We start from the raw sequence: 26,305 nt of genomic DNA on the forward strand, positions 1-26,305 counted from the left end.
GGATGCAAAGGAGGGGGGTTAGTGGCTGCGGGGCCGCAAGTGGCCCAGAAAGCGCCATTCCAGCGCCTTGAACACCCCCACCAGCATAAAGGTGATGCACAGGTAAATCGCAGCGGCGAACAGGAAGGCTTCGAAGGGCAGAAAAAAATCGGCGTAGATGCGGCTGGCCGCGGCCGTGAGGTCGATCAAAGCCGGCACCGTGCTGGCCAGACTGGTGCTGTGCAGCATCATCACCACCTCGTTGCCGTAGGCGGGCAGGGTGCGGCGCAAGGCGCTGGGCAGCACGATGCGGCGCTGGATCTGCCAGCGGCTCATGCCCATGGCTTGCGCGGCCTCGAGCTCGCCGGGGGCGGTTTCGCGCATGGCGCCGGCCAGCATTTCGGCGGTGTAGGCGGCGTTGTTCAGGGCCAGCGCCAGCAGGGCACAAAAAAACGCGTCCTTGAACATCGTCCAAGGCCAGACGGCATCCCAGCGCGCCTGTATCCATTCGAGCTGCGCGATGCCGTAGTAGATCAAAAAAATCTGGATCAGCAGCGGCGTGCCGCGGATGCAGTAGGTGTAGGCGCCGGCCAGCCAGCGCAGCGCCGCCACCCGGCTGGTGAGCGCCAGCGCCAGCAGCAGCGACAACGCACCGCCAAAAAACAAGGAGCCGGCCAGCAGCCAGAGCGTGGTGACCAGACCCTCGGCGTACAGCGCCAAGGTCTCGGGCAGCAGCAGCACGTCCCAGTTCACAGGCTGACCTGGGTGCTGCCCAGCGCGTAACGCCGGTTTAGGGCGCGCAGCGCCCACAGCGAAACGGTGGTGTAGGCCAGAAACACCGCCGCCGCCAGCAGCAAAAAGTAGAACGGTTCGCGCGTGGCGGCACCGGCCTGCATGGCGTGGAAAGTCACGTCATGCAGCCCGATCAGGCTCACCAGCGCCGTGGCCTTGATCAGCACCAGCCAGTTGTTGGTGAAGCCGGGCAGGGCGTAGCGCACCATCTGCGGCAGCGTGATGCGAAAAAAGGTGCGCGCCGGGCTCATGCCAAAAGCCCAAGCGGCCTCGGCTTGGCCCTTGGGGATCGCCAGCATGGCGCCGCGAAAGGTCTCGGTCATGAAGGCGCCGTAAATGAAGCCGAGGGTCAGCACGCCAGCCATAAAGGGGTCGATGTTGACCTCGGCCTCCAGCCCCAAGCGCTCCAACAGCAGGATGAGCCCGATGGTGCCGCCGTAATAGACCAACAGCAGCAAGATCAGCTCGGGCACACCGCGCACCAACGTGGTGTAGGCCCCAGCCAGCGCCACCAGCGGCCGACGCTGCGAGAGTTTGGCCGCCGCCCCGAGCAAACCCAGCGCAATCGCCACCCCCAGCGATGCCAGCGAGACCGTGAGCGTCAGTTGCGCGCCGGACAAAACCGATAAAACGTGACCGTCCACTGCCACAGCAGGGTTAGTCGCCGTAGATGTCGAAATCGAAGTACAGGCGTGCAATCCGGTCGTACACGCCATTGGCGCGAATGGCCCGGATGGCGTTGTTCAGTTCGGTGCGCAGTTCGTCGCGTCCCTTGCGCAGGGCAATGCCCATGCCGTCGCCAAAGTAGCGCCGGTCGCGCAGTTCGGGGCCCACAAAGCCAAAGGCTCGACCTTCGGGGCGGTTCAAAAAGCCGGCCGTGACCTCGACCCGATCGGCCACCGTGCCATCCAAGCGCCCGGCCTGAATGTCGAGATAGACTTGGTTTTGCGCATCGTAGGGCACGATGATGGCACCAGCCGGGCGCAGCTGACTCATGGCGAAGCGCTCTTGGGTGCTGCCCTTGAGCACGCCGATGCGCATGCCGCGCAGCGAAGCGGGCCCAGTGAACGGGGTGCCGGTGCGCACCACGATGCCGCTGGGGGTGCTGTAGTATTTGTCGGTGAAATCGACCACGCGGCGGCGCTCGTCGGTGATCGACATCGAGCTGATGATGACGTCGTACTTGCGCGCCAGCAGGCCCGGGATCATGCCGTCCCACACCTGTTCCACGAACACACAGCGCCGGCGCATTTCGTTGCACAGCGCTTGCGCGATGTGCACGTCAAAGCCGGTGAGCTGGCCCGCCGGGGTTTTGTAGGTGAAGGGTTTGTAGGTGGCATCCACCGCCACCCGCAACACCGGCCAATTTTGGGCTTGGGCAGGCTGGGCGGCCGGGGGTGGGGGGGAGGGAGATACGGCCGGGTTTTGGGCCACGGCAAAACTGGACACAAGCGCCAGCAAGAGCGCAAAGAGTTTGAGCTTCATGAGAAAGAGCTGTCAAAAAATTGTAAGAATTCGTATTATGCCGCCCAGATCGGGCAGGTCTTTGAGCCCACTCCGAAACACCCGCAATTTAGCCCATCCACTGCCAAACTTCCATCAACGTGGCACCGCCAGCGGTGATCAGAAACGCGAAATAGAGCAACGTGAGACACACGGCGGCATAGCCCAGCAGCAGCGCCAGCCCGTCGCGCTGCATCATGCCGGCCGACAGAAAGATCACCGCCAGCGCCGGCAAGGTGTTGCTGAAGGGGATGAGCCCAAAGGGCATCATCAGCAGCAGGCCGGCGAACACCAGCGCCAAGTTGTTGCACAGAGTGGCCGGGCCATGGCTGCTCAGCCACGGCCAGCGGTGCGGGCGGCTCAGGCGGTCGATGCGGTGCAGCCAGACCGTGGCGCGCTGCAGGCCGGCGCGCAGCGGTGCCGCCGCCAGACGGCGCCTAGCGATGCGCTGCGGCAGCCACGGTTTCCGCTGGAAGGTGCGCGTCAGGCCAATGAGCACGATCGCCAGCCCAAAGGCGGTGCTCACGCCCGGGATCGAGACCGGCACCAGAAAGATCAGCGACAAAAAGATCGTCAAAAGCATCAGGCTGTCGGGGCCCACGGCTTCGACGATGTCGTGCAGGGTTAGGTCTTGTTCGGGCAGGGCCGTGAGCACGCGCTCGATGTGCTCGGCTAGGGTGTCGGGCGCATCAAGCGCGGCCGCATCAGCAGCGGCGGGCATGCGTTCGTTCGTCATTTAACATAATACACATTGTGGAGCTTTAGGGGGCTTGGATCCAAGCCGTTCAGCGCCACACCGTGGCCGCGCTCACCCATGCGCCACGATCCGGTATGGCCCCCGATTATGCCGGAATCCGGTCTTGCTCTAGCTCTTGGCGCTTGAGGCCGCGTTTGAGCGCGGCATAAGCCGTCCACAGCAGCAAAGCCGCGCACAGGCCCAGCACGACGGCGCTGATTGGGCGCTCGATGAAGGTGCTTGGGTCGCCGCGCGACAGCAGCATGGCGCGGCGCAAGTTCTCTTCCATCATCGGGCCCAGCACAAAGCCGAGCAGCAAGGGCGCGGGCTCAAAGCGCAGCTTGAGCAAAACGTAGCCCAGCACGCCCAGCACGGCGGTCATGTAGACGTCAAACACGTTGTTGTTGACGCTGTACACGCCCAAGCAGATGAACACCAGAATGGCCGGATACAGCACGTGGTACGGAATGCGCAAAATCGAGACCCAAATGCCCACCAGCGGCAGGTTCAGGATCACGAGCATGATGTTGCCGATGGCAAAGCTCACGATCAGGCCCCAGAACAGCTCGGGCTGGGCGGTCATGAGCATCGGGCCGGGCTGGATGCCGTGGATGATGAGCGCGCCCAGCATCAGGGCCATCACGGCGTCGCCCGGTATGCCCAGCGACAGTGTGGGCACGAAGGCAGTCTGGGCGGCGGCGTTGTTGGCCGATTCGGGTGCGGTCACGCCTTCGATGGCGCCTTTGCCGAAGCGGCTCGGGTCTTTGGCGACTTTCTTTTCCACCGCGTACGACATGAAGGCGGCGATGCTGGGCCCGGTGCCGGGCAAAGCGCCCATGAAGCCGCCGATGCCCGAACCGCGCAACATGGGGCGCACCGATTGGCGCACATCTTCCCGGCTCGGGAGCATGGAGCGCAGAGTGATTTTTTCTTTGACCTCGCCGTCGCGCTTGAGGTTGACCGATGAGATCAGTTCGGCGATGCCAAACAGCGCCATGGCCAGCGCCACCAGGCTGATGGCGTCCATCAGTTCCGGGATTTCGAAATCAAAGCGCGGCACACCCGAATTGACGTCGGTGCCCACGGTGCCCAGCAGCAGGCCAAACAGCACCATGGCCAGCCCTTTGAGGGGCGAACCGGCGGCCAGCGTGGCGGCGGCGATCAGCCCCAGCAGCATGATCGAGAAGTATTCGGCGGCGCCAAACAGCAGCCCGACCTCGGCGATGCCGGGCGCAAACGCCACCAGCGCCACGATGCCCAACATGGAGCCGATGAACGAGGCCACCGTGGTCATGAACAGCGCCACGCCGGCCCTGCCCTGTTTGGCCATGGGGTAGCCGTCGAGACAGGCCACCGCAGACGATGGGGTGCCGGGCAGGTTGAGCAAAATGGATGCGGTCGAGCCGCCGTACTGGGCGCCGTAATAGACGCCGGCCAGCATCACGATCGCGGCCGTGGGCTCGAGGTGAAAGGTGATGGGCAGCAGCAGCGAAATCGCGGCCAAGGCACCGATGCCGGGCAGCACGCCGATGAGCGTACCCAGAAAAACGCCGATGAAGCAGTACAGCAAGATCTCGGGTTGCATCGCTGTCTGCAAACCCAGCAACAGTCCGCTGGCGATATCCATGGTGGAGCCTTAAGTTTTTTATAGTGTTTGTGGAGGGATTGGGGTGCTTTTTTAATGGCTCCAAGGCCAAGTGGGCAGGTTCATGCCCAAGCCCAGAATGAACACCAACCAAGTGACTGCGGCCACACCCAAGGCCGTGAGGATGCGGGTTTTGATGCCCACGGTGGCCAGCGACAGCGGCAGCGTGGCCACCATCACCATCACCATGCTGGTGAAAATCAGCCCCAATGGGCGCAGCAAAAAGGCAAATACCAGCAGCGACAGGGTGACGAAAAACAGGGCCTTGTAATCGAGCCCCAGCGGCCCGGCACGGGGGCGAAACAAGGCCGGCAGCGCGATCAGCAGGCCCATCACGGCCAGCCCGGAGCCGAGCACGATCGGGAAGAACCCCGGCCCCATGCTGCGCAGGCTGCCGAGGTCGAGGTTGATGTAGGCGTAGATGGCGGCAAAGGCGCCGATGGCCAGCATGATCAAGCCGCCTAAAAGGTCGTGTAGGTCTTTGTTGCGCATGGGGTGAGCCTTGGTAGGGTCTGAAGGTATCGGATACTGCCCAGATTGGAACCGCAAAAGGGCCGCCTTGGTTTAAGTAATTGCACGTATCGACTGCAGCCACCGCCGTACGCCTTGCTGCACAAGCGCGGCGATGCGGCAGCGGCAGCTAAGCGGGGTGTGTTTGGGCTGCGTTACCAGGTGCCGCGGCCCTGCTGCGCCCGCACGCTGGCGGCAATCGCTTCGGCCACGTCGGCGCGGCGCGCCAGCATGGCAAAGTCGATGGCGTTGAGGCCTTGCTGGTTGCGCGCCAGCGGTTCGGCGCCCTCGCGCAGCAGCAGCTCGACGACCTCGCGCCGGCCGTAGTGCGCTGCCAGCATCAGCGGCGTGCTGCCGTTGGGCGAGCGCGCGTTGATGAAGGCGTGGTGCTCCAGCAGCAGCTGCGCGATGGGCAGCGCCCGCTCGCCGTCGTGGCTGGCGGCGTAGTGCAGCGGCGTCCAGCCGGGGTGGTTGACTTGGGCGCGGCGCTCGAGCAGGCGCTGCACCAGATCGAGGTGGCCGCGGATGGCGGCGAGCATGAGCGCGGTTTCGCCCGCCGGGTTGCGCGCTTCGAGATTGAGCCCGGGCTGCTCGCTCAGGTGGCGCGCCACGCGCAGCGAATCGGTCTGAATGGCCAGCACCAGCGGCGGCACCAGATCGGGATTGGGTGCGTTGATATCGAAGCCGCGCAGTTGCAGCTCGATAATCGGGCCGACGTCGTCGCGGCTGATGGCCATGAAGAAGCGCTCGAAGGAGCCGGTTTGGGCCATGGCCGGGCCCGACAAAGAAGCATAAAAAATAGCTAAAACAATTAGTTGTAAAAGCTTTTTCATGTGATCTCGGCCGGCAGGCTGACGGCGCTGAACAGGCGCAAAAAATTGGCCGTGGTGGCCTGCGCCACCTGCGGCAAGCTCAGGCCCTTGGTGGCAGCCAGCTGCTGCGCCACGTGGGGCACATAGGCGGGGGTGTTGAGCTTGCCGCGGTGGGGGGTTGGCGCCAGATAGGGGCTGTCGGTCTCGATCAGGCAGCGCTCCAGCGGCACCAGGCTCACCACTTGGCGCAGTTCGACGGCGTTGCGAAAGGTGATGATTCCCGAAAAGGAAATGTAGAACCCCAGTTCGAGCACAGCCTGCGCCAGCTCGGCGCTTTCGGTGAAGCAGTGGAACACGCCGCGCGCCGGGGGCAGTTCGGGCGTGGGGTCGGCGCCGGGCACAAAACCGCCCTCTTCTTTGAGGATGGCCAGCGTATCGTCCGCTGCAGCGCGGGTGTGGATCACCAGCGGCAAGTCGCAACGCCGCGCCGCGCGGATGTGCACCCTGAAGCGCTCGCGCTGCCACGCCATGTCGGCCACGCTGCGCTCGCCTAGGCGGTAGTAGTCGAGCCCGGTCTCGCCGATGCCGACCACGCGCGGCTGCTGCGCGCCGGCCAGCAGCTCGGCCACAGTGGGTTCGTGCACGCCTTCGTTGTCGGGGTGCACGCCCACGGTGGCCCAGAGTTGTGGGTGCTGCTGCGCGAGTTCGAGCACAGCGGGGAAGGTTTCCATGGTGGTGCTGATGCACAGGGCGCCGCCCACTTGGGCTTGTTGCATGGCGGCCAGCACGTCGGGCAGCAGCGTGCGCAGCTCGGCAAAATCGAGGTGGCAATGGGAGTCGATGTACATCCTCGGCGCGATGCTTTCAAATGGTTTGGGTGGAGCGATCGGAGGCCAGATGGGCGCCCAAGATTTCTTCGATGCGGGCTTTGAGCTGCTTGGATTTTTCGTCGGCCGGAAAGCGCACGCCGATGCCTTGGGTGCGCGCATGGGCTGCGCCCGCGGGGGTGATCCACGCCACTTTGCCCGCCACCGGGTAGCGCTGGGCTTCGTCGGGCAGGGTGAGCAGCACGTACACGTCTTGCCCGAGCTGGTATTCGCGCACCGAGGGCACGAAGATGCCGCCTTCGGTGAACAGGGGGATGTAGGCCGCATAGAGGGCGGCTTTTTCCTTGATCGACAACTGGATGACGGTGGGGCGGGTGGCCGCCGGGGCTTCGGCAGTGCTCATGGGCGCGAGTGTAGCGCTTGGCGTGCGCGCAGCGCCCAGGCCTCGTGCAACAAGGCGGCTTGAAAGGGGTGCTCGAGCGTGCGCGCAGCCTGCACCAGGTCGCGCTGCCAGGCGCTGAGTGCTGCCAAGGGTGGTGCGGGGGGCAGATCGGCAGCGGCAAAGAAGCGGGGTTCGGCGCCTACGGCGGTGCTCATCAGGTCGTGGCAGAGCTGCTGCAGCAAGCCCATCTGCTGCGCCAGCGGCCACTCGCGCACGGGGCCCAAATCGCCTGCAGCCACGCGTTTGGGCAGGCTGGCCCACAGCGCGGCGTCGAGGCCGCTGGCCAGCCACTGGCGCGCGGCTTCGGGGCGGCCACCGCTGGCGCGCCAGGCTGCCTGCAACTGCGGCTCCGGGGTGCCGGGCGCGGCGACCTGCGCCAGCCACGCCAACGCCTCGGGCTCGGTGGGCCAAGCCATTTGCTGCGTCAGGCAGCGGCTGCGGATGGTGGGCGGCAGGGCGTGCGCGGCCTCGGTGCTGAGGATGAAGCGCAGCCCCGCAGGCGGCTCTTCCAGCGTTTTGAGCAGCGCGTTGGCCGATTCAATATTGAGCCGGTTGGCCGGGTGGATCAGCACCACCTTGGCGGCGGCGCGTGAGGCCGTGACTTGGCTAAAGGCCAGCGCGGCGCGCACCGGATCGACGCGGATGAACTGGCTCGGTTTGAGTTCTTTTTTGTCGATCTTGTCTTGGGTTTTGGGGTCCAGCGGCCAGCCGAGTTCGATCGCCAGCACCTCGGGCAGCAGCACGAACAGGTCGGGGTGGGTGCGCACCTCGATGGCGTGGCAGCCGCTGCAAGCGCCGCAGGCGCCTTGGTCGCTGGGGCGCTCGCATAACCAGACCCGTGCCAGCTCGAGAGCCAGCTCGTACTGCCCGAGGCCGGGCGGGCCGCTGAGCAGCAGGGCGTGGCTGCGCTGCTGGCGCAGGCTGGCCAGCTGGCGCTGCAGCCACGGCGGCAGGGCTTGCCTCATGTGGGGCTCAGCAGACCGCGCCGCTGCACCACGGTGCACACCTGCTGCCAGACCTGCTCTAGGGGCAGGCTGGCGTCGATGCGCTCGAAACGCTGCGGCCACTGGGCGCAGCGCGCTGCGTAGCCGGCCGCCACGCGCTCGAAAAAGGCCTGCGGTTCGGCCTCAAATTTGTCGGGTGCGCGCACCCCGGCCAAGCGTGCGGCAGCGGTGGCGGCGGGCAGGTCGAACCAGAGCGTGAGGTCGGGTTGGCGCACCGTGCTGGCAGGGCTTGCGAGGTTGGCGGGGGTGTCGAGGCTGGATGGAGGGCTGGCCTGCACCCACTGCTCCAGCGTCTGCAGCACTTGCAAATCGAAGCCGCGGCCGTGGCCTTGGTAGGCAAAGGTGGCGTCGGTGTAGCGGTCGCACAGCACCACTTGGCCTTGTGCCAAGGCCGGTTCGATCACCATTTGCAGGTGGTCGCGCCGGGCGGCAAACATCAGCAACGCCTCGGTCAGGGCGTCCATGGGTTGCTGCAGCAGCAGGGTGCGCAGCTGCTCGGCCAGCGGTGTGCCGCCGGGCTCGCGGGTGAGCCGCACCGCCCAGCCTTGAGCGCGCAAGGCTTGGGCCAAGGGCTCGATGTGCGAGGACTTGCCGGCGCCGTCGATGCCCTCGAAGGTGATGAAACAGCCTGTAGCGCTGGCAGGTGGCTGGTGAGGTGCGGGAGGCGTCGTCATTGGTTGAGGATGTAGCGCCGAATCGCCACATTGTGCTCGGCGTAGGTGCGGCTGAAGGCGCTCGAGCCGTCGCCCCGGGCCACGAAGTACATGGCTTGGGTATCGGCCGGTTGCACGGCGGCCAAGAGCGAGGCCATGCCGGGCATGGCGATCGGGGTCGGGGGCAGGCCGGCGCGGGTGTAGGTGTTCCAAGGCGTGTCGGTTTGCAGGTGGATGCGGCGCAAGCGCTCATCGAACCCAGGCCCCAAGCCATAGACCACGGTGGGGTCGGCCTGCAGCCGCATGCCGATGCGCAGCCGGTTGTTGAACACCCCCGAGACCATCGGGCGGTCGCTAGGCAGCCCGGTTTCGCGCTCGATGATGCTGGCCAGAATCAGCGCCTCGTCGGGGTTGCGCAGCGGCAGATTGGGGTGGCGCTGCTCCCAGGCTTGGGCCAGTTGTCTGTCCATGGCCTGAGCGGCTTGGCGCAGCAGGGCCGAGGCCTTGGAGTTTTTGGGATAGACGTAGGTGTCGGGGAAAAACCGCCCCTCGGGGTGCTTGTGCGGCAGGCCCAAAAACCGCATGAGCTCAGCCGAGCTGGCTTGCGCGGGCAGGTCGTACACCAGCGCGTCGGCTTGCCGCAGCGCTTGCAGCACCTGATAGTAAGTCCAGCCTTCGAGCAAGGTGATGCGGCGCAGCGCCTGCTCGCCAGCCACCAGTTTGCGCAACAGCTCGCGTGGGCTGGTGTCGGGGCCAAATTCGTAGGTGCCGGCCTGCAGGCGGTGCGCCTGCCCAGAGGCACGAAACCACAAAAACAGCAGATCGGGCGAGGTTTGCAGCCCGCTTTGCACCAGCACCCGCGCCACCCCACGCGCCGAGGTGCCGGGCTCGATCACCACATCGACCACGCCCTGCGCCTGTGGTGCCAAGGGCAGCGGCCGCTGCAACCACCAAGCGGCCAGCGCGGCCAGCAACACGGCGCCGGCGATTGCGGCCAGCAGCAGCCATTTCAAGGTTCGGAACACGGATTAACACCTCTGAGAAAATCGGTGCCAGATGCAGCGACGCGCGCCATTGCGCGCCCTAGTGGACAATCTGGATTGCTTGCGATCATAAGTGACGCCCGCTTGTTGTGCCGCCGGGTCGCTGCGCCCAGATGGCGCACCGCGCACGTTCCAACCCGCACAAACCTTGTTCGCCTCCCGATAATCCCCCGTGATACCACCGCCCTCGATGAACCCCGATCACCCGCCCCTGCAAGACCCCGCGTCAGCACACCAGCCATCCGCTACCAGCCCTGCCAGCAGCCCCGATTTCGCCCCCGACGGCTGGAGCGGCCTCGCGCCCCTGCCCGCTTGGGGCGTGATCGCCGCTGAGGGGCCGGATGCGGCGAGCTTTTTGCACAACCAGTTGAGCAACGACTTTGCCCTGCTCGGCCAAGCCGAGGCGCGGCTGGCGGCGCTGTGCAACGCCAAGGGGCGGATGCTGGCCTCGTTCATCGGTTTCAAGCGCGGCCCCGAGCGCGTGCTGCTGTTGTGCGCGCGCGACCTGCTGCCGCAAACCCTGCAACACCTGCAGCGCTTCGTGTTGCGCGCCAAGGTGCGCCTGAGCGATGCCTCGGAGCGCTGCGGCCTGTGGGGCGCGGTGGGGGCGGCGGTGGCGGCCGACTTGCCCGCGCCCACCTGGAGTAAGCTCGACGCTGGGGCGCAGACTTGGGTGCGGCTGCCGGCGGTGGCGGGCTTGGGCCGGGCTTTGCTGTGCGTGGAAAGCGATGCGGGTGCCCATGAGCCAGCAGTACAAGCCCAAGCTCAAGCTCAATCCCAAGCCACCCCCCTGCCCCTAGCCCACTGGGACTGGCTGCAGGTGCGCAGCGCGGTGGTGTTGCTCAGCCGGCCACTGGTTGAACTGCTGGTGCCGCAGATGCTGAACTACGAATCGGTCGGGGGCGTGAACTTCAAAAAAGGCTGCTACCCTGGCCAAGAAGTGGTGGCGCGCAGCCAGTTTCGCGGCACCTTGAAGCGCCGCGCCTATCTTTCGCACTGCCCCAACACCGGCACCGGCACCGGCAGCGCCCCCATTGCTGGGCAAGCGGTATTCCACCCCAGCGACGCCGAGCAACCTTGTGGCGTGGTGGTGCAGGCCGCCGCGCACCCGGCGGGCGGTTTCGACGCCTTGCTCAGCTTGCAGACCAGCGCTGCCGACGGCCAGACGCTGCGCCTAGGCACACCCGATGGCGCGGCCCTGCATGTGCTGCCCCTGCCCTACGAACTGTTGGCCGATGTGTGAATGTGCCTGATCGCCTTGGCCATCGGCCAGCGCCCCGACTGCCCGCTGCTGCTGGCAGCCAACCGCGACGAATACTGGCAGCGCCCTACCCTGCCGCTGGCGGCGTGGCAGCTCGATAACGGCCAGACGGTGTATGGCGGCCGCGATCTGCTCGCCGGTGGCACCTGGCTGGGCTTTTCGGCGGCCGGCCGGGTGGCCCTGCTCACCAACGTGCGCGACGGCCAGCCCGAGAAAGCGGCGCGCAGCCGCGGCGAACTGGTGACGCGCTGGCTGGCTGGGCCGCCACCTCACACTGAACCGCCTAGCCCAGAAGCGCTTGGCCTGCCTGTGGGTGCCGCGCAGACCTTGCCCTTTGGCCCGCAGGCCTGGCACGATTTGCAGACCCTGCTGCAGCAGACCGACCCCAGCGCTTACGGCGGCTTTAACCTCGTGCTGGGCGACTGCGTCAGCGGCCACTGGTTTTGGCTCTCGAACCGCCCGCGCCGCATGGAGCGCGAAGGTTCAGCAGCAGCGACGCCGACTCCGGCGCCGATGCAGATTCCCAACCACGCCAGCCACGCCGCTGAAAAAGCCAGCGCATCCCCACTGCCCCTGAACTTGCCCCGCGACTTTTTGCCCCCCGGCTGGTGCGGCGCGGCGCTCCCTCCCGGCGTGTACGGACTGTCCAACGCCGCCCTCGACAGCCCATGGCCCAAGCTGCTGCGACTCAAATCGGCGGTCGCTTCCGTCTTGCAAGAGCCAACTTTGGCCTTGCACAGTGCAGCGTTGGCTTCCACCCCTGCAACCTTGGCCCAAGCGTGTTGGCAGACCCTGCTGCTCGAGGCGCTGCTGGACCGCTGCCCAGCCCCGGATGATCAGCTGCCTGCCACCGGGGTGCCGCTGGAGCTGGAGCGGCTGCTCTCGAGCCCCTTTGTGTGCATGCCGCAGCACGGCTACGGCACCCGCAGCAGCCTGATCGCGCGCTGGCTGCGCCCATCGGCAGCCAGCAGCCGGCTCGAAGTGCAGGAGTGGACACACCGGCCGCCAGCGCCAGTGCCGGCCATACAAACCACCAGCCTGACGGCCGCACCCACCCTGCAGAACCCAGCGCCCCAGCCGCACGCAAACCCTCGCGCGCCCCATCCTTCGCTGCTGACCCAGAGCGGCTACAGCAGCCTTTGCATCTCGATGTGGGGAATGCCCACTTCGTCGTAGGGTTGGCCCAGGGCCTCGAAGCCCAGGCGCTGGTAAAAGCCTTCGGCGCTGCGCTGCGCGCTCAGGCGCAAGCAACGGTCGCCGCGCGCGCGCGCCGCCTGCGCGAGCTCGCTCAGCAGCTGGCGGCCGACGCCGGTGCCGCGCAGCACCCGATGCACCGCCATGCGCCCGAGCTTGGCCACCCCGGCTTGGGCGGGCAGCAGGCGCGCCGTGGCCACCGGCTGCCCGAGCCGGTTGTAGGCCACCGCGTGCAGGCAATCGGCGTCGGCGGCGTCCCATTCGTCCTCGGGTGCAATGCCCTGCTCTTGCACAAATACCGCCGTGCGCACGCGCTGCGCGTCGGGGCCGAGCGTGTCCCAGCTGCCCCGGCGCAGATCCAGCACCGACTGGCCCGCCTCAAAAGCTTCGATGAGCGCACGCAAGGCCGCAGGCACGGGGCGCGGGCGCTGTGAGCTGGGGTCGGCAAACACATACACCAGTTCGCCCAGCGCCAGCGGCTGGCCGGCGCGCAACACGGCGCCGCGCAGCGTCATCGAGGTGTTGCCCAGCCGCTGGCAGGCCAGCGCCACGTCGAGCTGGTCGTCCATGCGCGCCGAGGCGTTGAACTCGAGCGTGCTTTTCTTCAGATACAGCTCACCGCCGAGCTGCGCCATCGCGTCTTCGTAGGGCAGCGCGAGGGCGCGCCAGTACTCCGAGATGCCGAGGTCGAAATACGCCAGATAGTGCGCATTGAAGACGATCTTTTGCATATCGACTTCGGACCAGCGCACCCGCAGCCTATGCGAAAAACGGAAGTTTTCTGGGGTCATTTTTTAAAAAATGAGGAGCTGGGGTGCTGCGGTAAGCAGCGCCGACCTTTCTAGCCCACCCAGCGCCGCGCGTTGCGCCATAAGCGCAGCCACGGGCTGGGGCCTTCGAGCGCGCCGCTGTGGCGCGGGTCGGTCCAGCTGAGCTGCAGGTTGCGAAACACGCGCTCAGGGTGCGGCATCAGGGCGGTGAAGCGCCCGCACGCGGTGGTGACGCCGGTCAGGCCACCCGGGCTGCCGTTGGGGTTGTAGGGGTAGGCTTGGGTGGCGGCGCCGTGGTGATCGACAAAGCGCAGCGCGGCGATGGCTTGCTCGGCGTGGCCGCGTTGGGCGAAATTGGCGTAGCCCTCGCCGTGCGCGACCGCGATCGGCAGGCGGCTGCCGGCCATGCCCTCAAAGAACAGGCTGGGGCTGCTTTGCACCTCGACCAAGCTCAGGCGCGCCTCGAAGCGCTGCGACTGGTTGCTGGTGAAGCGCGGCCAAGCGTGCGCGCCGGGGATGAGCTCGGCCAGTTCGGCAAACATCTGGCAGCCGTTGCACACGCCCAAGCCAAATGTATCCGGGCGCGCAAAGAAGGCCGCAAACTGCTCGGCCAGCGCCGCGTTGAAAGTGATCGAGCGCGCCCAGCCGATGCCGGCACCCAGCGTGTCGCCGTAGCTGAAGCCGCCGCAGGCCACCAGGCCTTTGAAGTCGCGCAGGTGCGCGCGGCCGCTGTGCAGATCGCTCATGTGCACGTCGTGCGCCTCGAAGCCGGCCAGATGGAACGCATAGGCCATTTCGAGCTGCGAGTTCACGCCCTGCTCGCGCAGGATCGCCACTTTGGGGCGCGCCAGATTGAGGTACGGCGCCGCCACGTCTTCGGCCGCATCGAACGTGAGCGCCAGGTGCAGGCCGGGGTCGTTCGGCTGGCCCAGGGCGGCGTGTTCGGCGTCGGCGCAGCCCGGGTGGTCGCGCAGGCGGCAGATTTTCCAGCTCACGCTGTCCCAGACCTGCTGCAGGTCTTGCAGGCTGGAGTCAAAAATCTTGCGCGCGTCGCGCCAGATTTGCAACCGTTGCTCGGGGGCGGCGGCGTCTGGGCTGGTGGCCCCGGCGCTGGGCCAAGTTGGGCTTTGCACCTTGCCGACGAAGTGGCTGCAGGCACCCAGCCCGTGTGCGCGCAGCACCTGCATCACGGGTGTGCGCTCGGCGTGGCGCACCTGCAGCAGCACGCCCAACTCTTCGTTGAACAGCGCGCGCAAGGTGCGCTCTTCGCGCCGCGCCGCCACTTGGGCCGCCCAGTTTTTGCTGTCGCCGCTGTCCATGCGGCTGTCGGCAATGCCGTCGCCCTCGAGCAGCAGCGCATCGAGGTTGAGCGCCACGCCCACTTGGCCGGCAAAAGCCATTTCGGCCACCGCCGCCAGCAAGCCGCCGTCGCTGCGGTCGTGGTAGGCCAGCAGCAGGCCTTGGGCGCGCAAGGCGTTGATGGCGTGCACCAGTTGTACCAGATCGTGCGGCTGGTCGAGATCGGGCACGGCGTCGCCGCTTTGCTCGAGGTGCTGCGCCAGCATCGAGCCGCCCAAGCGCATCTGACCCCGGCCCAAGTCGATCAGCAGCAGCTCCGAATCGGGCCCGCGCTGCAGTTGCGGCGTCAGGGTGCCGCGCACGTCGGCCAAGGTGGCAAAGGCGCTAACGATCAGGCTCACGGGCGAGGTGACTTTGAGCGTTTGGCCGTCGGCGCGCCATTGGGTGCGCATCGACAAGCTGTCTTTGCCCACCGGGATGCTCACGCCCAGCGCCGGGCACAGCTCGAGCCCGACGGCGCGCACACTGGCGTAGAGGTCGGCGTCTTCGCCCGGTTCGCCGCAAGCGGCCATCCAGTTGGCCGAGAGTTTGACGCGCCCGAGCTCGATCGGCGCCGCCAGCAGGTTGGTGATGGCCTCGGCCACCGCCATGCGCGCTGCGGCCGGGGCGTTGAGCGCGGCCAGCGGGCTGCGCTCGCCCATGCTCATGGCTTCGCCGGCCACGCCGGCATAGTCGGCCAGGGTGACGGCGCAGTCGGCCACCGGCACCTGCCACGGGCCCACCATCTGGTCGCGGTGCGTCAGGCCGCCCACGCTGCGGTCACCGATGGTGATGAGAAAGCGCTTGCTGGCCACCGTGGGGTGGCTGAGCACTGCTATCACACTGGCTTGCAGATCCACTTCGTGCAGATCGAGCGCGGCTTGGGGGCGCGGCACGCTGTGCACCTCGCGCCGCATTTTGGGTGGTTTGCCCAGCAGCACGTCCATCGGCATCTGGACCGCAGGGGTGACACCCTCCCCATCCGTCAGCACCAGTTCGCGCTCCTCAGTCGCTACGCCCACCACGGCGAAGGGGCAGCGCTCGCGTTCGCAAAAGGCCTGGAACTGGGCCAGCGCGTCGGGCGCGATCGCCAGCACGTAGCGCTCCTGGCTTTCGTTGCACCAGATTTCTTTGGGCGACAGGCCCGATTCTTCCAGCGGCACGGCGCGCAAGTCGAAGCGCGCGCCACGGCCGGCGTCGTTGACCAGCTCCGGGAAGGCGTTGGACAAGCCGCCCGCGCCCACGTCGTGGATGAACAGGATCGGGTTCTGCGCCCCCAGCGCGGTGCAGTGGTTGATCACCTCTTGGGCGCGGCGCTCGAGCTCGGGGTTGCCGCGCTGCACCGAGTCGAAGTCGAGCTCGGCCGCATTGGTGCCGCTGGCCATGGAACTGGCGGCGCCGCCGCCCATGCCGATGCGCATCCCCGGCCCTCCGAGCTGGATCAGCAGCGAACCGGGCGGAAACTGCACCTTGTGCGTGAGCGCGGCGTCGATCTGGCCGATGCCGCCCGCGATCATGATCGGCTTGTGGTAGCCGCGTCGCAGCCCGCCCACCACCTGCTCGTATTCGCGAAAATAGCCCAGCAGATTGGGGCGGCCAAACTCGTTGTTGAAAGCGGCCCCGCCCAGCGGCCCCTCGATCATGATCTGCAGCGGGCTGGCGATGTGCTCGGGCTTGCCCTCGGGCAGGTCAGACCAGCCGCCCCAGAGCTTGGAGACGCTAAAACCCGTGAGCCCGGCCTTGGGCTTGGCCCCGCGACCGGTGGCCCCTTCGTCGCGGATTTCGCCGCCGGCTCCGGTGGCGGCCCCGGCAAAGGGCGAGATCGCGGTGGGGTGGTTGTGCGTCTCGACTTTCATCAGAATGTGCTGCTCGGCGTCCTCGGCGGCATAGACCGGCACCGCATCGGGCTGCGCCATGCGCGCCACGAAGCGCTGCAAGCGGTGCCCCTCCATCACGGCGGCGTTGTCGGAGTACGCCACCACGGTGTGTTGCGGCTGGCTTTGGTGCGTGTGGCGGATCATGCCAAACAGGCTCTGCGGCTGCGCCACGCCGTCGATGACGAATTCGGCGTTGAAGATTTTGTGCCGGCAGTGCTCGCTGTTGGCCTGCGCGAACATCATCAGCTCGACGTCGCTGGGGTTGCGCCCCAGCCCCACAAAGGCCGCCAGCAGGTAGTCGATTTCGTCCTCGGCCAGCGCTAGGCCCCAAGCGCGGTTGGCCTGCTCCAGCGCCACCCGGCCGGCACCGAGCACATCCACGTGCTCCAACGGCGCCGCCGGCAGTTCGGCAAACAGGCGCTGGGCGTCGGCGCGCTTGGGTAAGGCGCTTTCGGTCATGCGGTCGTGCAGCAGCGCCGCCGCCTGCTGCCACTGGGTTGGGCTGAGGCCTTCGGGCGCACGGCCAAACAGGCCGCCGCGCAGCCGCAGTCGGTATTCGGTGCAGCGCTCAACGCGGCGCACGGTAAAGCCACAATTGCGGGCGATGTCGGTGGCTTTCGAGGCCCAAGGCGATACGGTGCCCAGCCGCGGCGTGACCACCACCAGCGCGCCCTCGCCTGCGGCTGCACCATGGACCGGTGCGCTGCAACCCAGCAGCGCCTGCCAGGCTTGCAGCTGGGCTGCGGTCAGAGGATCGGGCGTGGCCACCCAGTACACGTGGCGCGCCGACACTTCAACGATCGAAGCCGATGCGGCCTGCAGCAGCGGCAGGATTTGCTGGGCACGAAAGGGGCTTAAGGCGTCGCCGCCCTCGATCGGGGTCAGGTGTAAGGTCACGGTGTGGGAGCCAAAATAAGTGCTGCGGTGGTGCAGCGATGCAAGCGATTTTACCGGCCCGTTTTGGGCCCCCCAGCCCCGATCGAGATCATTTGATCAAAGCCAGCAGCTCACGAAAGCGCGGGTGCTCGCAGTGCTGCAGCCACTCGAACAGCACCATTTCGCTCGTCACCAGCTCGATACCGTTGTGGGCCAAGCGGTCGAAGGCGGCGTCGCGGTCGCGCTCGCGGCGCGAGCCGCAGGCGTCGGTGACCACCCAGACATCGAACTCGCGTTCCAGTAGGCCGAGCGCGGTTTGCAGCAGGCATACGTGCGCTTCGCAACCGGCGATCAGCACCGTCTGGCGCTCGGGCGCAGGCGCGGCAGCCGGTTTTTGCAGGTGCCTGGGCAGGCTGCGGGCGTTGCCGGCGGGTTTGGGCGCGGCGGGCTGCTCGGGCGGGCGCAGGGCATCGATCAAGCCCGACTCGCAGGCGCTGAAATGCATCTTGCTGAAGGTCTGTTGGCACAGGGCGCGCAGCTCGGGCGCATTGGGGCCCAGCCGCTGCGGGTTTTGCTCGGTGCCCCAAGCCGGCACACCCAAGGCTTGAGCAGCACGCGCCAGCAGCAGGGCGCGCGAGAGCACCTCGTCGGCGTGAGCGATCACGGGCATCAGTTTGGTCTGGTAGTCCACCAGCACCAGTTGGCAATCGTCGAGTTCGAGCAGCATGGCAAGGGGTCTGGTTTGGGGGTTTACTTCAAGTGCGAATTTCAAGCCATTGACAACACGGGGCTTTGCTTATACTCTGCGGCCATGAGCCCAACCACTGCAACACCTCCGCACGGCGATAGGATGACACCGCGTGCATCCAGCGCAACGGCTTGGCTGGCCAAAACGGCCATGACCGCTGTCACGGCAGCGGCCTTGATTGTGCCCGCATCCGCCCACGCCACCGATGCGTTGGCGGATTTTTTGCATCAGCAGGGCTTGGTCGCCCCACCCAGCGCGGCCTTGGGGTCCGCCCCCCCCTTCAATCCAGTCGTGGCATCCGATGGTTCGGTTGCAGAGGATGCCGAACTCGAGCGCCCTCTGCACTCCAGCTTGGTGGTGCACGCGCTGGGTTTTCTCGGGGTGCCGTTCAGGCTAGGCGGCGACAGCGCCGAAGAAGGTTTTGATTGCAGCGGTTTCGTGCAGGCGGCGTTTCGTCAAGTGATGGGGTTGCAGCTGCCGCGCATCGCGCGCGACCAAGCCCGCGCGACCGAGTCGATCGAGCGCAGCGAACTGGCCCCGGGCGACTTGGTCTTTTTCAACACCTTGGGGCGGCGTTACAGCCACGTGGGCATCTACATCGGCGGCGACCGCTTCGTGCACTCGCCGCGCAGCGGGGCGCGGGTGCGCATCGAAAGCATGGGCCTGCGCTACTGGGCCACGCGTTTTAACGGCGCGCGGCGGGTTCAAGTAGCCGGTTTGACAACCCGCACCCCACCCGCGCCTATGCAAGCCGAACTGCTGACGCAACGCTAGTTCGGCTGGCCCAAATCACACCGCCCGCGCCGCTTCGGCTTTCTTCAACGCCACGTACAGCTCGTCCTTGAGGCGCAGCTTTTCCTTCTTCAGGGTCTCGATCTGGTCTTGGCTGCCGACCACGGTGCCGGCTTCCATGTTCTTGATGGTGTGGTCGAGCTCGTTGTGCTTCTCGAACAGGCGACCAAAGTGGTGGTCGCTCACCTTGAGTTCAGAAATCAGATCGCGGTACTCTGGAAACATGCTTGCTCCTTTTTGCTAAAAAAACGGCTGCACAGCCCACGCGGCCGCAGCTACATGGGCTACTGTAACCGAGTCAGAGGCTGGTCCAGCCTCTCTAGGTCGCCTTGATGCAGTCGGCAAAGTAGGCCTTGCGCCCGTCGGCATCCTGCTCGACCACCAAGCCGTGGATGTCGGTCTCGAAGCCCGGGCACTGCTTGGCAAAATCGCGCGCGAACTTCAAATAATCGACGATGCGCCGGTTGAACACCTCGCCCGGGATGAGCAGCGGGATGCCGGGCGGGTACGGGGTGATGAGTGCGGTGGTGATGCGGCCCTCGAGCGCGTCGATCGGCACGCGCTCGGTGCGGCGGCGAGCGATGTGGGCAAAGGCATCGCTGGGCTTCATGGCCGGGGTCAGGTCGCTCAGGTACATCTCGGTGGTCAGGCGCGCGATGTCGGATTTGGCGTAGAGCTCGTGCACCAGCTGGCACAGGTCGCGCAGCCCCATTTTTTCGTAGCGCCGCTGCTTGGCGCAGAACTCGGGCATGGTGCGCCACAGCGGCTGGTTGCGGTCGTAGTCGTCCTTGAACTGCTGCAAGGCGGTGAGCAGGGTGTTCCAGCGGCCCTTGGTGATGCCGATGGTGAACATGATGAAAAAGCTGTAGAGACCGGTTTTTTCCACCACCACGCCGTGCTCGCTTAAGTATTTTGTGACGATGCTGGCCGGGATGCCGCTGGCGGCAAAGTCGCCCTTCATGTTCAGCCCCGGCGTGAGCAAGGTGGCTTTGATCGGGTCCAGCATATTGAAGCCCGGCGCCATGTCGCCAAAGCCGTGCCAAGCGTCGCCACCGCGCAGCAGCGGCTGGCCGTCGGCGTTGGTGCGCTGCAAAATCCAGTCGTGGGCCCGGCCCACGCCCTCTTCGGCCAGCGCCTCGGGGCCCCAGACTTGGAACCACCAATCGTCGTCGCCAAACTCGGCATCGACCTTGCGCATGGCGCGCCTGAAGTCCAGCGCCTCGGCAATGCTTTCTTCGACCAGCGCCGTGCCGCCGGGCGGCTCCATCATGGCGGCGGCCACGTCGCAGCTGGCGATGATGCTGTACTGCGGGCTGGTGCTGGTGTGCATCAGGTAGGCTTCGTTGAACAGGTGCCGATCCAGCGGCGTGCTCTGCGAGTCTTGCACCAGCACGTGGCTGGCTTGGCTGATGCCGGCCAGCAGCTTGTGGATGCTCTGGGTGGAATAAACCACCGAATGCTGCGGCCGCCCGCGCTTGCGCCCCATGGCGTGGAAGGTGCCGTAAAAGGGGTGAAAGGCGGCGTGCGGCAGCCAAGCTTCGTCAAAGTGCAGGTTGTCCACGTAGCCATCGAGCATCTGTTTGATGGCTTCGGTGTTGTAGAGCACGCCGTCGTAGGTGGACTGCGTCAGCGTCAGGATGCGCGGTTTGACCGTTTGTGCATCAACGCCGGCCAGCAACGGGTGCGCCTCGATCTTGGCGCGGATCGCGTCGGGCTCGAACTCGCTCTGCGGAATCGGGCCGATGATGCCCCAGTGGTTGCGCGTGGGTTTGAGGAACACCGGCACGGCCCCGGTCATGATGATGCTGTGCAGCACCGACTTGTGGCAGTTGCGGTCCACCAGCACCACGTCGCCCGGGGCCACGGTGTGGTGCCAGACCATTTTGTTGCTGGTGCTGGTGCCATTGGTGACAAAAAAGCAGTGGTCGGCGTTGAAGATGCGCGCGGCGTTGCGCTCGCTCTCGCCGATGGCGCCGTTGTGGTCGAGCAACTGGCCCAGCTCTTCGACCGAGTTGCAGACGTCGGCGCGCAGCATGTTCTCGCCAAAAAACTGGTGAAACATCTGCCCCACCGGCGATTTGAGGAACGCCACCCCGCCCGAGTGCCCAGGGCAGTGCCAGCTGTAGGAGCCGTTTTCGGCGTAGTCGAGCAGCGCCTTGAAAAAGGGCGGCTGGATGCCCTCGAGGTAGCTCTTGGCTTCGCGGATGAGGTGGCGCGCCACGAACTCGGGCGTGTCCTCAAACATGTGGATGAAGCCGTGCAGCTCGCGCAAAATGGCGTTGGGCAGGTGGCGGCTGGTTTTGGTTTCGCCGTAGATGTAGATCGGCACATCGGCGTTTTTGCGCCGCACTTCGTCGATGAAGTGGCGCAAGTTGAGCACCGCCGGGTCTAGGTCGGGGCCGGGGGTGAATTCCTCGTCGTCGATCGACAGGATGAAAGCGCTGGCGCGGCTTTGCTGCTGCGCAAACTGGCTCAGGTCGCCATAGCTGGTCACGCCCACGACCTCGAAGCCCTCGCTCTCGATGGCTTGCGCCAGCGCACGAATGCCCAAGCCCGAGGTGTTTTCGGAGCGGAAGTCTTCATCGATGATGACGATGGGGAAGCGAAATTTCATGGTGCACCAGTGTAGAGACTCAATATGACGCAAGCCCCCCGTGGCCTCTGGGTCTGGGGGCGGCGCAGCGATTGTGCACCACGCGTGCGCTTAATGCGCTATGCTGGCCGCATTGGTTTTGACTGCGGGGCACGCGTATGACGGATTGGATGGTGTGGTGGCTGCTGGCCGGCTTGGCGATCGTGCTCGAATTGCTCACCGGCACTTTTTTTCTGCTCATGCTCGCGGTCGGCTTGGTGGCCGGTGCGCTGGCGGCGCACGCCGGGCTGGGGCTCACGGGGCAGCTGCTCACGGCCGCGATCGTGGGCGGCGGCGCGGTGGCCCTGTGGCAGCGCTGGCGCGCCCGGCACCCCATCCAAGCCACAGCCGAACGCAACCCCGACATCAACCTCGACATCGGGCAGACGCTGGTGGTGGAACGCTGGCCAGCCGACGGCTGGGCGCAGGTGCGCTACCGCGGCGCCAACTGGAGCGTGCAGCTCCAACCCGGCACCAGCCCCGGTGTGCACACGCGCTACCGCATCGTGCAGGTGCACGGCAACACCCTGATCGTGCAAGCCCTCGACCCCGAACCGCCCAGCGCCGCAGCAGACCCCGGCGCGCCCTCTCACTAAACCAAGGAATCCTGCCATGGAGTTCATCGCCCTCGCCGTCGTCATCGTCGCCATCGTGTTCGTGGTGCGCTCGATCCAAGTGGTGCCGCAGCAAAACGCCTGGGTCAAAGAGCGCTTGGGCAAATACGCCGGCACGCTCGGGCCCGGGCTCAACTTTCTGGTGCCCTTCATCGAGCGCGTGGCCTACAAGCACAGCCTGAAAGAGATCCCGCTCGACGTGCCCGAGCAGATTTGCATCACGCGCGACAACACCCAGCTCAAGGTCGATGGGATTTTGTACTTTCAGGTCACCGACCCCATGCGCGCCAGCTACGGCTCGTCCAACTTCATGCTGGCCATCACGCAGCTGGCGCAGACCACGCTGCGCAGCATCATCGGCCGCATGGAGCTCGACAAAACCTTCGAAGAGCGCGACCTGATCAACTCGCAGGTGGTGACCGCCATCGACGAAGCCGCGCTCAACTGGGGCGTGAAGGTGCTGCGCTACGAGATCAAAGACCTGACGCCCCCGGCCGAGATTCTGCGCTCGATGCAGGCCCAGATCACCGCCGAGCGCGAAAAGCGCGCCCTGATCGCCGCGTCGGAAGGGCGAAAGCAAGAGCAGATCAACATCGCCAACGGCGAGCGCGAAGCCTCCATCGCCCGCTCCGAGGGCGAACGCCAAGCCGCCATCAACCTGGCCCAAGGCCAAGCCTCGGCCATTTTGGCGGTGGCCGAAGCCTCGGCGCAAGCCATCGAGCGCATCGCCCACGCCATCCGCACCGACGGCGGCGAGGCGGCGGTGCAGCTCAAAGTGGCCGAAAAAGCCGTCGAAGCCTACGCCAAAGTGGCGGCCGATGCCCACACGACCCTGATCGTGCCCTCAAACATGACGGAGGTCGGCCACCTGATCGGCTCGGCGATGCAGATGGTGCGCACACTCAAGCCCAGCGCCTGAGCCCCCAGCCGCGGCCCTACCCCCGCGGCGCGGGCGCCGCTGCCAGGAAGCGCGGGCGCCGCCGCTCGGTAAGCCAGCGCTCGGTCAGCCAGCGCCGCCGCCAGTGTAGAATGCTGGGCTACCCGGAGAGATGGATGAGCGGTTTAAGTCGCACGCCTGGAAAGCGTGTGTGGGCTAACCCCCACCGCGGGTTCGAATCCCGCTCTCTCCGCCACATTTCTGCAGTTCGATTGAGCTGCCAGCGACTTTTCGGGCGATCCACCCCGATTTTGGCTTTGATGCCCCCGTTTTGGCAAACTGGGGTGCCAGCGTTGGCCCCGCGCCGTCGTCGCATTCTATTTCCCGCTACCGCGTTTTGCTGCTCACAGGCGAGGCCTTGCAACCATGTTTGAACCCATCGCATTGGCCGCCCTCGGCCTAGGTGTCATCAGCGTCCTGCTGCTGCTCATTCTGCTGCTGCGCAAAAATCGGGTCGAATGGCTCGCAGACCTGACGGTTCGGCTGGGTTTGATGGAGGCTTCGCTGCAGGCGCTGAATCAGTCGAGCGCACGCAACGAAGCCGGCAACGAGCGCACCCAAGCCCAGTTGCGCGAGTTCACGGCCCAAGCCATGCTGTCGCACGAAGCGCTGCGCAAAATCCTCGACGACAAGCTCGAAAAAACGGTGGAAGAGTCGCGCAAAGGCCGCGCCGAGCTCACCACGGCCTTTGGCACCCTAGAAGCCAAGCTGGAGCAGCGCCTCGGGGGCTTCGAGGCCTCGATGTCGGGCCGCGTCGATGCCTTGGCTTTGGCCACCACCAGCACCCTGGATGCCCTGAAAAAAGACATCGTCGGCCAGCTGGGCGTGATGTCGGGCGCGCTTAAAGACCAGCTCGACGGCAACGGCAACCAGATTCGCAACCAGTTCTCCACTTTGCAAGACGCCGTGGCGCAGCAACTGCAGGGCATGGTGCAGGGCAGCCAGCAAAACTCCGAGCAGCTGCGCACCGCGCTCAACGAGCGTCTGGCGGCCATCCAAGCCGACAACACCAGCAAGCTCGAAGAAATGCGCCGCACCGTGGATGAAAAGCTTCACGCCACGCTCGAGCAACGCTTGGGCGATTCGTTCAAACTGGTGAGCGAGCGCCTCGAGCAGGTGCACACCGGCTTGGGTGAAATGAAGACCCTCGCCGGCAGCGTGGGCGACCTCAAGCGCGTCATGACCAACGTACGCACCCGCGGCACTTGGGGTGAAGTGCAGCTCGGCGCCATCATCGAGAGCTTGCTCACGGCCGAGCAGTACGCCAAAAACGTCAAGACGGTGCCCGGCAGCAACGAACTGGTCGAGTTCGCCATCAAGATGCCCGGCAAGGGCGCGGACGACGTCGTTTGGTTGCCCATCGACTCGAAGTACCCGGTCGAGCACTACCAGCGCCTGATGGACGCCCACGAGCTGGCCGACAAAGACGCCATCCTCAAAGCGGCCACCGCCTTTGAATCCTCGCTGCGGCTCGAAGCCAAAAAAATCCAAGACAAATACCTGAACCCGCCGCACACCACCGACTTCGCCATCCTGTTCGTGCCCACCGAGGGGTTGTTCGCCGAGGTCTGCCGCATCCCGGGCATGGTCGAGGCGCTGCAGAACCAGTGCCGCATCGTCGTCGCCGGCCCGACCACCTTGGCAGCCATGCTCAACAGCCTGCGCTTGGGCTTTCGCACGCTGGCAATCGAGCAGCGTTCGTCCGAGGTCTGGCACATCCTGTCTGGCGTCAAGACCGAGTTCAAGAAATTTGGCGAGATCGTGGACGCCACCCACAAGTCGATCGACAACGCCGCCAAAAAATTCAGCGAAATCGGCACCCGCACCCGCGCCATCGAGCGCAAGTTGCGCGACGTAGAAGCATTGCCCGCCAACGCACCCACCGGCCTTGAGGCCAGCGACCTGTTGGCGCTCGAGGACGAGCCGTCGAACTGAGTCCGACCATGCAAACCACCCGCGTCTTGCACCGCCAATTGCAGCACTTGCCGCCGCGCGCGGTGAGTGGTTCGGGGGCGTGGATCACCGATGAGCACGGCCAGCGCTACCTTGACGCCTGCGGTGGCGCGGCCGTTTCCTGTTTGGGGCATGGGCACCCCGAGGTGTTGCGCGCGATGCATCAGCAGATCGACCGCCTTGCCTACGCCCACACCAGTTTTTTCACCACCGAAGTGGCCGAGCAATTGGCCAACCACTTGGTTGCCAACGCCCCCGCCGGCATGAGCCACGCCTACTTCGTCTGCGGCGGCTCGGAAGCGGTGGAGGCCGCGCTCAAGCTGGCGCGACAGTATTTCGTCGAGATCGGGCAACCGCAGCGGCGCCACTTCATAGCCCGGCGCCAGAGCTACCACGGCAACACCTTGGGCGCTTTGGCGGTGGGCGGAAATGCCTGGCGCCGGGCCCAGTTCGAGCCGCTGCTGATCGAAGTCGAGCACGTCTCACCCTGCTACACCTACCGCGACTGCGCGCCCGATGAGTCGCCCGAGCAGTACGGCCAGCGCCTGCTGCGCGAACTGGAGGCAGCGATCGAGCGCTTGGGCGGCGCAAATGTGATTGCTTTCGTGGCCGAGACCGTGGGCGGCGCCACGGCGGGCGTGCTCACCCCGGTGCCAGGTTATTTCAAAGGGGTGCGCCAACTCTGTGACCGGCATGGCATTTTGCTCATCCTCGACGAGGTGATGTGCGGCATGGGCCGCACCGGCACCCTGCACGCCTGCGAGCAAGAAGGCGTGGCGCCCGATTTGCTCACCATAGCCAAGGGGTTGGGCGGCGGCTACCAGCCCATCGGGGCCGTGCTGGCCCAAGGGCACCTCGTGGCCGCCTTGGCCGAGGGCAGCGGCCTGTTCCAGCACGGCCACACCTACCTGGGGCACGCGGTGGCGTGCGCGGCGGCGCTGGCGGTGCAGCGGGTGATCGAGCGCGACCAGCTGCTGCCTGCCGTGCGCCAGCGCGGCCTGCAGTTGCAGCAGCTGCTGCAAGCGGCATTCGCCGAGCACCCCCACGTGGGCGATATCCGCGGCCGTGGCCTGTTCTGGGGCTTGGAGCTGGTGCGCGAGCGCGCCAGCAAGCAGTGTTTCGATCCGGCGCTGCGCCTGCATGCGCGCCTCAAACGGGCGGCCATGGCGCAAGGCCTGATGGTCTATCCGATGGGCGGTACGGTCGATGGCCGCACGGGCGACCACATTTTGCTGGCGCCGCCGTTCATCGTCAGCGAAGACGAAACCGCGCTGATCGTGCAGCGGCTGCGCGCGGCGCTCGATGCGGCCCTGCTTGAAATTTTGTAGCCCGGTGTTGCAGATTTTTCTCTTCCATTCGGGGAAACC

At 66.1% G+C, this 26,305-nt stretch carries 24 protein-coding genes and 1 tRNA gene; 8 read left to right on the forward strand and 17 right to left on the reverse strand.

Translation table 11 applies throughout. The annotated features are described in order from the left end of the window. Positions 1-18: 18 nt before the first annotated feature. The 12 genes from ACVMK0_RS04650 to mltG all read right to left on the reverse strand — a co-directional run bounded on the left by ACVMK0_RS04650 (position 19) and on the right by mltG (position 9,928). A complete protein-coding gene (locus ACVMK0_RS04650; protein WP_045535392.1) occupies positions 19-732 on the reverse strand; it encodes an ABC transporter permease in 714 nt (237 codons plus the stop codon). Next, positions 729-1,391, reverse strand: coding sequence for an ABC transporter permease (locus ACVMK0_RS04655; protein WP_284738159.1), 663 nt, complete (start codon positions 1,389-1,391; stop codon positions 729-731). The genes ACVMK0_RS04650 and ACVMK0_RS04655 overlap by 4 nt, the downstream gene beginning before the upstream one ends. 37 nt (positions 1,392-1,428) lie before the next feature. Next, entirely contained in the window at positions 1,429-2,256 is an 828-nt protein-coding gene (locus ACVMK0_RS04660) for a transporter substrate-binding domain-containing protein (protein WP_082027233.1), read from the reverse strand. An 88-nt stretch (positions 2,257-2,344) separates the two neighbouring features. Beyond that, complete coding sequence (locus ACVMK0_RS04665; RefSeq protein ID WP_476464469.1) at positions 2,345-3,010, reverse strand: exopolysaccharide biosynthesis protein; 666 nt, start codon at positions 3,008-3,010, stop codon at positions 2,345-2,347. 106 nt (positions 3,011-3,116) lie between these two features. After that, positions 3,117-4,637, reverse strand: coding sequence for a tripartite tricarboxylate transporter permease (locus ACVMK0_RS04670; protein WP_476464470.1), 1,521 nt, complete (start codon positions 4,635-4,637; stop codon positions 3,117-3,119). Positions 4,638-4,688: 51 nt separating this feature from the next. After that, on the reverse strand, positions 4,689-5,147 hold the full coding sequence (locus ACVMK0_RS04675) for a tripartite tricarboxylate transporter TctB family protein (protein ID WP_045535399.1): 459 nt from the start codon (positions 5,145-5,147) through the stop codon (positions 4,689-4,691). Positions 5,148-5,320: 173 nt separating this feature from the next. Further along, positions 5,321-5,935: an ankyrin repeat domain-containing protein gene (locus ACVMK0_RS04680; RefSeq protein WP_171820281.1), complete on the reverse strand. Its 615-nt coding sequence runs from the start codon at positions 5,933-5,935 to the stop codon at positions 5,321-5,323. A 59-nt stretch (positions 5,936-5,994) separates the two neighbouring features. Then, on the reverse strand, positions 5,995-6,825 hold the full coding sequence (locus tag ACVMK0_RS04685; RefSeq protein ID WP_476464471.1) for a TatD family hydrolase: 831 nt from the start codon (positions 6,823-6,825) through the stop codon (positions 5,995-5,997). 16 nt (positions 6,826-6,841) lie between these two features. After that, a complete protein-coding gene (locus ACVMK0_RS04690) occupies positions 6,842-7,207 on the reverse strand; it encodes a PilZ domain-containing protein (protein ID WP_045535405.1) in 366 nt (121 codons plus the stop codon). Continuing rightward, positions 7,204-8,211 carry a DNA polymerase III subunit delta' gene (locus ACVMK0_RS04695; RefSeq protein WP_476464472.1) on the reverse strand — a complete coding sequence of 336 codons (1,008 nt, stop codon included), beginning with the start codon at positions 8,209-8,211 and terminating at the stop codon, positions 7,204-7,206. The genes ACVMK0_RS04690 and ACVMK0_RS04695 overlap by 4 nt, the downstream gene beginning before the upstream one ends. Then, on the reverse strand, positions 8,208-8,924 hold the full coding sequence (tmk, locus tag ACVMK0_RS04700; protein WP_045535409.1) for a dTMP kinase: 717 nt from the start codon (positions 8,922-8,924) through the stop codon (positions 8,208-8,210). The genes ACVMK0_RS04695 and tmk overlap by 4 nt, the downstream gene beginning before the upstream one ends. Next, positions 8,921-9,928, reverse strand: a complete 1,008-nt coding sequence (gene mltG, locus ACVMK0_RS04705) for an endolytic transglycosylase MltG (protein ID WP_144400274.1) — start codon at positions 9,926-9,928, stop codon at positions 8,921-8,923. Before mltG ends, tmk begins: the two co-directional genes overlap by 4 nt. A gap of 208 nt (positions 9,929-10,136) precedes the next feature. On the opposite strand from mltG, the gene ygfZ reads away from it, so the two are divergent. Both ygfZ and ACVMK0_RS04715 read left to right on the forward strand, forming a co-directional pair. Beyond that, positions 10,137-11,189: a CAF17-like 4Fe-4S cluster assembly/insertion protein YgfZ gene (ygfZ, locus tag ACVMK0_RS04710; RefSeq protein ID WP_476464473.1), complete on the forward strand. Its 1,053-nt coding sequence runs from the start codon at positions 10,137-10,139 to the stop codon at positions 11,187-11,189. Continuing rightward, complete coding sequence (locus ACVMK0_RS04715; RefSeq protein ID WP_052468424.1) at positions 11,190-12,383, forward strand: NRDE family protein; 1,194 nt, start codon at positions 11,190-11,192, stop codon at positions 12,381-12,383. On the opposite strand, the gene ACVMK0_RS04720 is transcribed toward ACVMK0_RS04715, so the two are convergent. The 3 genes from ACVMK0_RS04720 to ACVMK0_RS04730 all read right to left on the reverse strand — a co-directional run bounded on the left by ACVMK0_RS04720 (position 12,335) and on the right by ACVMK0_RS04730 (position 17,989). After that, positions 12,335-13,192 carry a YbgC/FadM family acyl-CoA thioesterase gene (locus tag ACVMK0_RS04720; protein WP_045535413.1) on the reverse strand — a complete coding sequence of 286 codons (858 nt, stop codon included), beginning with the start codon at positions 13,190-13,192 and terminating at the stop codon, positions 12,335-12,337. The genes ACVMK0_RS04715 and ACVMK0_RS04720 overlap by 49 nt on opposite strands. 50 nt (positions 13,193-13,242) lie before the next feature. Then, positions 13,243-17,283 (reverse strand): phosphoribosylformylglycinamidine synthase, encoded by a 4,041-nt coding sequence (gene purL, locus ACVMK0_RS04725; protein WP_476464474.1) that lies wholly within the window; start codon positions 17,281-17,283, stop codon positions 13,243-13,245. Between the two features lie 88 nt (positions 17,284-17,371). Beyond that, positions 17,372-17,989, reverse strand: coding sequence for an isochorismatase family protein (locus ACVMK0_RS04730; protein WP_476464475.1), 618 nt, complete (start codon positions 17,987-17,989; stop codon positions 17,372-17,374). A gap of 171 nt (positions 17,990-18,160) precedes the next feature. Between ACVMK0_RS04730 and ACVMK0_RS04735 the strand changes: the two genes are divergently transcribed. Then, a complete protein-coding gene (locus tag ACVMK0_RS04735; protein WP_082027418.1) occupies positions 18,161-18,784 on the forward strand; it encodes a C40 family peptidase in 624 nt (207 codons plus the stop codon). A gap of 15 nt (positions 18,785-18,799) precedes the next feature. Here ACVMK0_RS04735 and ACVMK0_RS04740 read toward each other — a convergent pair whose 3' ends face one another. Both ACVMK0_RS04740 and ACVMK0_RS04745 read right to left on the reverse strand, forming a co-directional pair. Beyond that, on the reverse strand, positions 18,800-19,027 hold the full coding sequence (locus tag ACVMK0_RS04740; RefSeq protein WP_476464476.1) for an HP1242/YdcH family protein: 228 nt from the start codon (positions 19,025-19,027) through the stop codon (positions 18,800-18,802). Between the two features lie 94 nt (positions 19,028-19,121). Beyond that, a complete protein-coding gene (locus ACVMK0_RS04745; RefSeq protein ID WP_476464477.1) occupies positions 19,122-21,416 on the reverse strand; it encodes an Orn/Lys/Arg family decarboxylase in 2,295 nt (764 codons plus the stop codon). Positions 21,417-21,553: 137 nt separating this feature from the next. On the opposite strand from ACVMK0_RS04745, the gene ACVMK0_RS04750 reads away from it, so the two are divergent. From ACVMK0_RS04750 to ACVMK0_RS04770, 5 genes are all read left to right on the forward strand, one after another. Continuing rightward, complete coding sequence (locus ACVMK0_RS04750) at positions 21,554-22,030, forward strand: NfeD family protein (RefSeq protein WP_476464478.1); 477 nt, start codon at positions 21,554-21,556, stop codon at positions 22,028-22,030. A gap of 16 nt (positions 22,031-22,046) precedes the next feature. Further along, on the forward strand, positions 22,047-22,967 hold the full coding sequence (locus tag ACVMK0_RS04755; protein ID WP_476464479.1) for an SPFH domain-containing protein: 921 nt from the start codon (positions 22,047-22,049) through the stop codon (positions 22,965-22,967). A gap of 124 nt (positions 22,968-23,091) precedes the next feature. Next, positions 23,092-23,181 (forward strand) — tRNA-Ser (locus ACVMK0_RS04760). Positions 23,182-23,351: 170 nt separating this feature from the next. Then, positions 23,352-24,920 carry a DNA recombination protein RmuC gene (locus tag ACVMK0_RS04765; protein WP_476464480.1) on the forward strand — a complete coding sequence of 523 codons (1,569 nt, stop codon included), beginning with the start codon at positions 23,352-23,354 and terminating at the stop codon, positions 24,918-24,920. Between the two features lie 8 nt (positions 24,921-24,928). Then, positions 24,929-26,266, forward strand: coding sequence for an aspartate aminotransferase family protein (locus tag ACVMK0_RS04770; RefSeq protein WP_045535427.1), 1,338 nt, complete (start codon positions 24,929-24,931; stop codon positions 26,264-26,266). The last annotated feature ends 39 nt before the right edge of the window (positions 26,267-26,305 follow it).

The sequence above is a fragment of the Serpentinimonas sp. SSL01 genome (genome assembly GCF_056323735.1).

What these genes read in the sequence shown, in the direction of transcription:
- ACVMK0_RS04660 (WP_082027233.1), bottom strand. Translation starts at nt 2,256, where the DNA reads ATGAAGCTCAAACTCTTTGCGCTCTTGCTGGCGCTTGTGTCCAGTTTT.
- ACVMK0_RS04665 (WP_476464469.1), bottom strand. Translation starts at nt 3,010, where the DNA reads ATGACGAACGAACGCATGCCCGCCGCTGCTGATGCGGCCGCGCTTGAT.
- ACVMK0_RS04670 (WP_476464470.1), bottom strand. Translation starts at nt 4,637, where the DNA reads ATGGATATCGCCAGCGGACTGTTGCTGGGTTTGCAGACAGCGATGCAA.
- ACVMK0_RS04675 (WP_045535399.1), bottom strand. Translation starts at nt 5,147, where the DNA reads ATGCGCAACAAAGACCTACACGACCTTTTAGGCGGCTTGATCATGCTG.
- ACVMK0_RS04680 (WP_171820281.1), bottom strand. Translation starts at nt 5,935, where the DNA reads ATGGCCCAAACCGGCTCCTTCGAGCGCTTCTTCATGGCCATCAGCCGC.
- ACVMK0_RS04685 (WP_476464471.1), bottom strand. Translation starts at nt 6,825, where the DNA reads ATGTACATCGACTCCCATTGCCACCTCGATTTTGCCGAGCTGCGCACG.
- ACVMK0_RS04690 (WP_045535405.1), bottom strand. Translation starts at nt 7,207, where the DNA reads ATGAGCACTGCCGAAGCCCCGGCGGCCACCCGCCCCACCGTCATCCAG.
- ACVMK0_RS04695 (WP_476464472.1), bottom strand. Translation starts at nt 8,211, where the DNA reads ATGAGGCAAGCCCTGCCGCCGTGGCTGCAGCGCCAGCTGGCCAGCCTG.
- tmk (WP_045535409.1), bottom strand. Translation starts at nt 8,924, where the DNA reads ATGACGACGCCTCCCGCACCTCACCAGCCACCTGCCAGCGCTACAGGC.
- ygfZ (WP_476464473.1), top strand. Translation starts at nt 10,137, where the DNA reads ATGAACCCCGATCACCCGCCCCTGCAAGACCCCGCGTCAGCACACCAG.
- ACVMK0_RS04715 (WP_052468424.1), top strand. Translation starts at nt 11,190, where the DNA reads ATGTGCCTGATCGCCTTGGCCATCGGCCAGCGCCCCGACTGCCCGCTG.
- ACVMK0_RS04720 (WP_045535413.1), bottom strand. Translation starts at nt 13,192, where the DNA reads ATGACCCCAGAAAACTTCCGTTTTTCGCATAGGCTGCGGGTGCGCTGG.
- ACVMK0_RS04730 (WP_476464475.1), bottom strand. Translation starts at nt 17,989, where the DNA reads ATGCTGCTCGAACTCGACGATTGCCAACTGGTGCTGGTGGACTACCAG.
- ACVMK0_RS04735 (WP_082027418.1), top strand. Translation starts at nt 18,161, where the DNA reads ATGACCGCTGTCACGGCAGCGGCCTTGATTGTGCCCGCATCCGCCCAC.
- ACVMK0_RS04740 (WP_476464476.1), bottom strand. Translation starts at nt 19,027, where the DNA reads ATGTTTCCAGAGTACCGCGATCTGATTTCTGAACTCAAGGTGAGCGAC.
- ACVMK0_RS04745 (WP_476464477.1), bottom strand. Translation starts at nt 21,416, where the DNA reads ATGAAATTTCGCTTCCCCATCGTCATCATCGATGAAGACTTCCGCTCC.
- ACVMK0_RS04750 (WP_476464478.1), top strand. Translation starts at nt 21,554, where the DNA reads ATGACGGATTGGATGGTGTGGTGGCTGCTGGCCGGCTTGGCGATCGTG.
- ACVMK0_RS04755 (WP_476464479.1), top strand. Translation starts at nt 22,047, where the DNA reads ATGGAGTTCATCGCCCTCGCCGTCGTCATCGTCGCCATCGTGTTCGTG.
- ACVMK0_RS04765 (WP_476464480.1), top strand. Translation starts at nt 23,352, where the DNA reads ATGTTTGAACCCATCGCATTGGCCGCCCTCGGCCTAGGTGTCATCAGC.
- ACVMK0_RS04770 (WP_045535427.1), top strand. Translation starts at nt 24,929, where the DNA reads ATGCAAACCACCCGCGTCTTGCACCGCCAATTGCAGCACTTGCCGCCG.